Raw genomic sequence first — 5,833 nt, 5'->3', positions numbered from 1 at the left:
GACGATCTGCCGACCCTCGTACGATTCGCTCACAGGGGCCTCCTCAAATCGATGGTGTGAGCACCCCGAGCATGAGCCGGGAGTCACGAGGAGCGGAGGCCCCGCTCCTTCATCACATCAGGGGACCGACGAGTCCGCTACGTAGTGCATCAGAGCGACCGCATGGACTTCACCGGCCGCCTCGCGGCGCACGAGGCAGCGTTCCCCGGGAAGGTCGGGGTCAGTTCGAGGGTGCCGAGCAGCTCGGCCACCAGGGTGCGCATATCGAGGTCGCCAAGGCGGCCCTGCCCCGACCGGCTGCTGACAGCCCCGCCTTCAGCCCCCATCCGACGGATGGCCGGTCTCTGCGTTGCGCAACCGATGCAAACCCCTGCGGCCACGTTGTTTCCCCAGCTCAATCTCTCCGCTGCGTGACACAGCGCTCGACACCGTTTACGGTGAGGCCGGGGCCAGGGGCCCGTAGCGCAGCTACAGAACGTGCCGCGGTGTGCAGCGACGATATGGGCGACCGAGCGAGGCACCGGATGAGTGACGAGCACCGCATGGACCAGTGGGAGAGCCCTCACGCGCTGCTCGGAGTCGGTGTGTGCCAGGGAGCACCCAGTGTCGTGGTGGTGGCCGTCCGGGGCGAAATCGACCAGATCACCGCGCCGCAGCTGCGCCAGACGCTGCTCGAGCAGCTCGACCAGAACCCCGCGCACCTGATCGTCGACCTGTCGGCGGTGTCGTTCTTCAGCAGCGCCGGCCTCGGCGCGCTTCTGGCCGTCCGCTGCCGGGCTGGCCGCGACGGGGTCGGAACCCACCTCGCCGGCGTGACCGGGAATCGCCTCGTCGGCCTCGTGTTTGAGCTCACCGGATGCGCCGAGCAGTTCACGATCCATTCCAGCCTCGACGCCGCCGTGGCCGCCACCGGCTGAGGCGCCACCACTGCGGTCCTGGCTTCGACTCCGCCCGTTTTGCTGCGCCTTGCCGCAGGTCCGCGCGGGCATCGCCGAGCCGAGCGCGGGAAGCGGTATCCGTCGTTGCGGTCGCGCTAGCTGGAGGTCACGCCTCACCGATCTGATCTCCACATGAGTTGCCGCGGGCCGACCGCAGCTGTCCGCTGCTGGCCGCGATCGGGAACCAGCTGGCCGAGCGACCGACCCGGAGCGGGGCGATGATGGACGTCCCCGGCTCCATGGCCTGACGGCGAGCCTGTGGCACGCGAACGTGGGGCACGGCCGCCGCGAGATCGCGGACTCGATCTCCGACCAGCTGTGCCGGATCGAGACCTACCAGCCTTCGGCGACCTCCTCACCGAGTCGGCCATCGCGCTGGCCGCCCGGCTGGCCGCGCTCCCTCCGATGCCCGGGGCGTAGGTGTTCGTCCGCAGCGGCGGCAGCGAGGCGTCGACACGGCCGCGAAGCTGGCCAGGGTGTACTGGGTCGAGCAGGGACGATCGGAACGCACGCATCTGGTCGCGCGGAGTACGACCTTCCACGGCGTCCACGGCGACGGCGCGAGCGTCGACGGGACGGGCATCGACGCCGGCTCGGTAACCTGGTGCCGGCGGCATCGCTGGTGCCGCACGAATCAGCTGAGGGACGGCGGCCAGCCGCCACCACGCCACGGTTTACGGGATGTGAGCGCGATCCGCGACGTCGTCCTCGTAGAGGGTCAGGTGCTCGTCGGCCATTCGTCGTGCTGAGAAGCGGGACGCGGCGGCTGCGCGGCAGGCGCGGCGGTCAATGGCGTCCAGCCGGCCGATTGCGTCGGCCATCTCCTGCACGTCGCGGCACAGGAATCCGGTTCGGCCGTGGTCGAGGACCTCCGGTAGCGCGCCGCGGCGGAAGGCCACGTCGGCGTCCCGGCCGCCAGCGCCTCGATGATCACCAATCCGAATGGCTCGTCCCACAGCACCGGCATGAGCAGCGCCCGCGCGGAGCCGGGCAGCTCCTGCTTGGCCGTCCCCCCGATCTCGCCCACCTACTCGACGTCGGGGCCGAGCGCCGGGCGCACCTGCTCCGCGAAGTAGTGCCGTTCCCTTGGCGTGCGCGCGGGTCCGGCGACCACCAGCCGGGGCCGGCCCGGCGCGCCGCCTCGATGGCCGCGTGCACGCCCTTGTCCGGGTCCATCCGGCCGAGCACGAGCAGGTGCGCGCCGTCGCCGCTGCCCACCGGCATGGAGGAGGGGTCGAGGCCGTGGTGGATCACCCGGGCGACCGGGACCTTGCGCAAGCCGGGCCTGGGCGTGCGACACCGCCACCACGTGCACGCGCGAGCTCAGCCGGGCGTAGAGCCGTCGGAGATGCCCGGTGAAAGTCCAGTGCGCGGTGGTCACGATCGGCGCGGAGCAGACGTGGGGGCCGACGGCGGGCCGATGATCGTATGATCGTGCACCAGGTCGACGTCGTGCAGCGCCTCGTAGGCGTCGAGCACGTGAACCAGCTCGACCGAGGCCGAACCGGCGTCCTCGGGGCGAGAGCGCCCGATGGAGGTGCGCACCCGGGTCACCGATGCGGTGGAGTCGCCGGTGGCCACCAGCACCACCTGGTGCCCGCCCGCGTTGAGGGCCCACGGCCCGGTCGTGCACGACCGCATCGATGGCGCCGTAGGCCCGCGGTGGCACCGGCTGCCACGGCGGAACCACCAGCCCGATACGCACACAACCGCAGTACCCGGCCGCGCGCCGAGAATGCCGGCCGCGCAGGGCGCGGCGCGCGACGCGTAGCCGAGACGACGAGGCGCCGCAGCGCGACGAAGGCCACGGGGCGGGAGCGCGGTCCGCGAGCGGGCCACCGGTGCCGCGGGCGAGGGGGCCCCTGCCTTGGCGTCCCGTCCGCCGGGTAACAGTTCGGTGTGCAGCGGCCCGATCCGGAAGCGGACGACGCCCTGTCCGTAGCGATCGTCGGCATGGGTCCCCGCGGGCTGTCCGTGCTCGAACGGCTGCTCATCAGGCTGTGCGTCCGGCCTGCGTCCCGACCGGTGGTCTCTGGGCGATCAACCCGATGGAGCACGCCGGGCCAGGGGTGGCGGACAGATCAGGCCGGCTCGTCGACGATGAACGCCACCGCGGGCGAGGTGCCGCGCGTTCCCCCGGCAATCACCATTGTCTGCCGCTCGGCGACGGCAGCGCCTTCCTCTGGCGAATGGACCGCCAACGGAGGCGCCCCGAGCTGCAGCCCGCCGACTATCCGGAGCGGCGACACTACGGCCGCTACCTGCGCGCGATGTTCGAGTAGCCAGACCCGGATTCGGTCGAGCACGGCCACGCCTTCGACCTGCACGTGGAATGGCAGCCGCAGGGTGAGCTGCTCGTCCGGCAGCACGCCGAATCACTCGACCATCCGCTGGTAGCGCTCGCTCCGCGTGGGTGCGGATCTCGAGCTGTTGGCGCTGCAGCTCAGCCTCGAGGATCTGGTGGCTGTCGTCGTCGGCCCGCCAGAGCGCGGCGATGGACGCCTCCCGCACCACGCTGGTCGCCGGGTCGACGAGGAGGACCTCCTCCTCCACCCCCACACTGCGTCACCCCGCAGCGCCAGTCTGCCGAGCTGGCACATCGGCGGGGCACGAGCAGGGCGGCGGCGCAGGCGCAACCGAATCCCGTCATACCTGCTGAATGTCGTCTGTCGCGACGTCGGCGGTGACGAGGACCTCGACCCGTTTCAGCCGTCGCGGCGAACCGTGGGACGGCGCGCTGACCGTGACGAGCGCCTCATCCTCCAGACGGTAGTGCGCGCGCACGTCGGAGAGGCGGATCATCCGCTGCCAGTACTCCCAAGCCAGCGTCGCCAGAACGTCCTCTCCCGCCTGTTCCTCCATGCGCTTCAGCAGCACGTCGTAGGCGTCCAGGTCACTGACGAACGTGGTCTCGGGGTCGATCACCAGCCGCAGCTTCGCGTTGTCCGCGCCGACGTCCCACCGCTCCTGATCGATGACGCGGCCGGAGTCCACGTCGAAGATCCTGTCGTCGCCGACGCCCAGGTAGCAGTAGATGCACTCTTCCGGTCGACGCCCTTGCTCTTCAGCTCTCCCGGGCACGCACCGTTCAAGAACTCGTTCATCTTCCGGACGCGGTCGTCCTGGCTGTGGCTGCCTTGCTTGCCGTACCTCAACCCATCTCTGAAGGTGGATGGAAGCGAGTCTTTACTCGTCTTGTGGAACACCAGTACGTCCAGCATTGCGTCGCCCCTATCGCCGCTCCATGACCGCCGAGTCATGTTCCCGCCCGCCTCGGTCCACCAAGTACCCAGCTCCGTCGATCCGATTGCACCTTCGGGCGGCTACTTCGCTCTTCGGGCACGGCGTCCACGGTTCAACGCGTTCTCGTACTGGTTGTTCTTGATCCACTGCCGGCGCCGCAGGGTGGCGCTGGATTTCGTCACGGTGGGCGGGGCCGCAGCCGTGCGAGCGACTTGCCAAGACCGGGCGCCCGCGTCGGCCGCTGCGACAGTGGCCGGTCGGACCGGAGGTGAGCGCTGCTGTCGTCGATCTGAACGCCGGCGGTCGTCAGGACAACCATGATCTGGGGGACAGGGACGGGTCGAGGTGAGTGGCGGTGGGCGACGCAGAACTCCTCGACGTGGTACGCCCGAGACGTCGTCGGCCGGGTTGGGAGCGCCCGCGGCCCGTTTCGTCGTTTGGAGGCACCGGGTAATCCACGCCATGACGGTCGCGCATGAGCTACCCGTCCTCGCGCCCGGCGACGCGACTTCTGGCCGCGGACAGGACGGCTATGATCACCTTGATCCGCTGCTCGAGGAGTTCGCCGGACTGGAACAGAACGATCCGCGGCGTCTCGTCCTCCGCGATCAGTTGGTTTCGGGTTTCCTGCCGGTGGTCGAACACATCGCGCGTCGCTACCGGGGTCGGGGTGAACCGGTGGCCGATCTCGAGCAGGTGGGCATGATCGGCCTGCTGAACGCGCTGGACCGGTTCGAGCCGGAGCGGGGCGTCAACTTCCTGGGCTACCTCATTCCCATCGTCACCGGTGAGATCCGTCGGTACTTCCGTGACCGCACCTGGTCAATGCGGGTGCCGCGACGCCTCAAGGACCTGCAGGGCCCGATCCGGGAAGCCGTGGCGTCACTGTCGCACGAGCACCGGCGCGCTCCGCGTCCCAGCGAGATCGCCGACCGGCTGGGGATCGACACGGAGGACGTGATCGAAGGACTACGCGCGCAGGACGTCTACACGGCCGCATCGCTGGATGCGCTCGTTGCCGGAGCGGGTCCTGCGCTGCACGGAACTCTCGGCCGAGCCGACGCAGCACTGGAGGAGGTGGAGTACCGGCACGCCTTACGGCTACTCCTCGACGAGCTGCCGGATCGCGAGCGGAAGATGCTCGTGCTGCGGTTCTTCGGCGAGCTGACGCAGACCGAGATCGCGTCGCAGATGGGAATCTCGCAGATGCACGTCTCGCGACTCCTCAGCCGGACCCTCGCGGCTTTGCGTCGCGGGCTCGAAGCCGAGTGAGCACTCACCACTGCGTGCTCGACTGTCACGATGCAATGAGTAAGCTTCGGGCGCCTCGGCGCCCGCGACCGCTCATCGTGCCCATGGTCGTCCGACCACCGCTGACTGCCCTCAGGGTGGTATCGGGCCATCACGAGGCCGGAGGGCTGTGGCGCCGTTCGTCCGGTCAGTCGTTGTCGGCCGGGTCGCCGCCGTCGTCGAAGCGGCAAAGGGCTCGCGCAGCTATTGCTCGTCCATCTATTGGGGTAACTGGTCATCCCTGAAGGAGCGGGGCCGGTCAACCCCCTGTTGTTGTAGTTGATCTTTTCTTCGTTGGCTCTCCGACTGTTCTTGGGCGCGTCGAGGTAGGCGGCGGGGTCAAGGAGCGCCCGGGAGGGCGC

The 5,833-nt window shown here is 69.6% G+C and carries 6 protein-coding genes and 1 pseudogene; 3 read left to right on the top strand and 4 right to left on the bottom strand.

The genetic code is table 11. The features are described from left to right. The first annotated feature begins 71 nt into the window (after positions 1-71). Complete coding sequence (locus tag KME75_RS46450) at positions 72-917, top strand: STAS domain-containing protein (protein ID WP_308283476.1); 846 nt, start codon at positions 72-74, stop codon at positions 915-917. A 695-nt stretch (positions 918-1,612) separates the two neighbouring features. On the opposite strand, the gene KME75_RS39480 is transcribed toward KME75_RS46450, so the two are convergent. After that, positions 1,613-1,837, bottom strand: coding sequence for a hypothetical protein (locus tag KME75_RS39480; protein WP_219420114.1), 225 nt, complete (start codon positions 1,835-1,837; stop codon positions 1,613-1,615). A 478-nt stretch (positions 1,838-2,315) separates the two neighbouring features. Beyond that, on the bottom strand, positions 2,316-2,579 hold the full coding sequence (locus KME75_RS39475) for a hypothetical protein (protein WP_219420113.1): 264 nt from the start codon (positions 2,577-2,579) through the stop codon (positions 2,316-2,318). Positions 2,580-2,891: 312 nt separating this feature from the next. Here KME75_RS39475 and KME75_RS47265 point away from each other — a divergent pair. Then, positions 2,892-3,008 (top strand): annotated as a pseudogene (locus tag KME75_RS47265) (hypothetical protein); the annotation flags it as partial. Positions 3,009-3,019: 11 nt separating this feature from the next. On the opposite strand, the gene KME75_RS44445 reads toward KME75_RS47265, so the two are convergent. Together KME75_RS44445 and KME75_RS39465 are read right to left on the bottom strand one after the other, a co-directional pair. Next, positions 3,020-3,307 (bottom strand): hypothetical protein, encoded by a 288-nt coding sequence (locus KME75_RS44445; RefSeq protein WP_246633709.1) that lies wholly within the window; start codon positions 3,305-3,307, stop codon positions 3,020-3,022. A 277-nt stretch (positions 3,308-3,584) separates the two neighbouring features. Further along, complete coding sequence (locus KME75_RS39465) at positions 3,585-3,932, bottom strand: hypothetical protein (protein ID WP_219420111.1); 348 nt, start codon at positions 3,930-3,932, stop codon at positions 3,585-3,587. A gap of 711 nt (positions 3,933-4,643) precedes the next feature. Here KME75_RS39465 and KME75_RS39460 point away from each other — a divergent pair. After that, entirely contained in the window at positions 4,644-5,453 is an 810-nt protein-coding gene (locus KME75_RS39460; protein WP_219420110.1) for a SigB/SigF/SigG family RNA polymerase sigma factor, read from the top strand. Positions 5,454-5,833: the final 380 nt, after the last annotated feature.

The sequence above is a fragment of the Pseudonocardia nigra genome (genome assembly GCF_019396355.1).
GTDB classification, from domain to species: domain Bacteria; phylum Actinomycetota; class Actinomycetes; order Mycobacteriales; family Pseudonocardiaceae; genus Pseudonocardia; species Pseudonocardia nigra.
The sequence above is the reverse complement of the archived record's forward strand: the minus strand, read 5'-3'. Positions and strand labels throughout refer to the sequence as shown.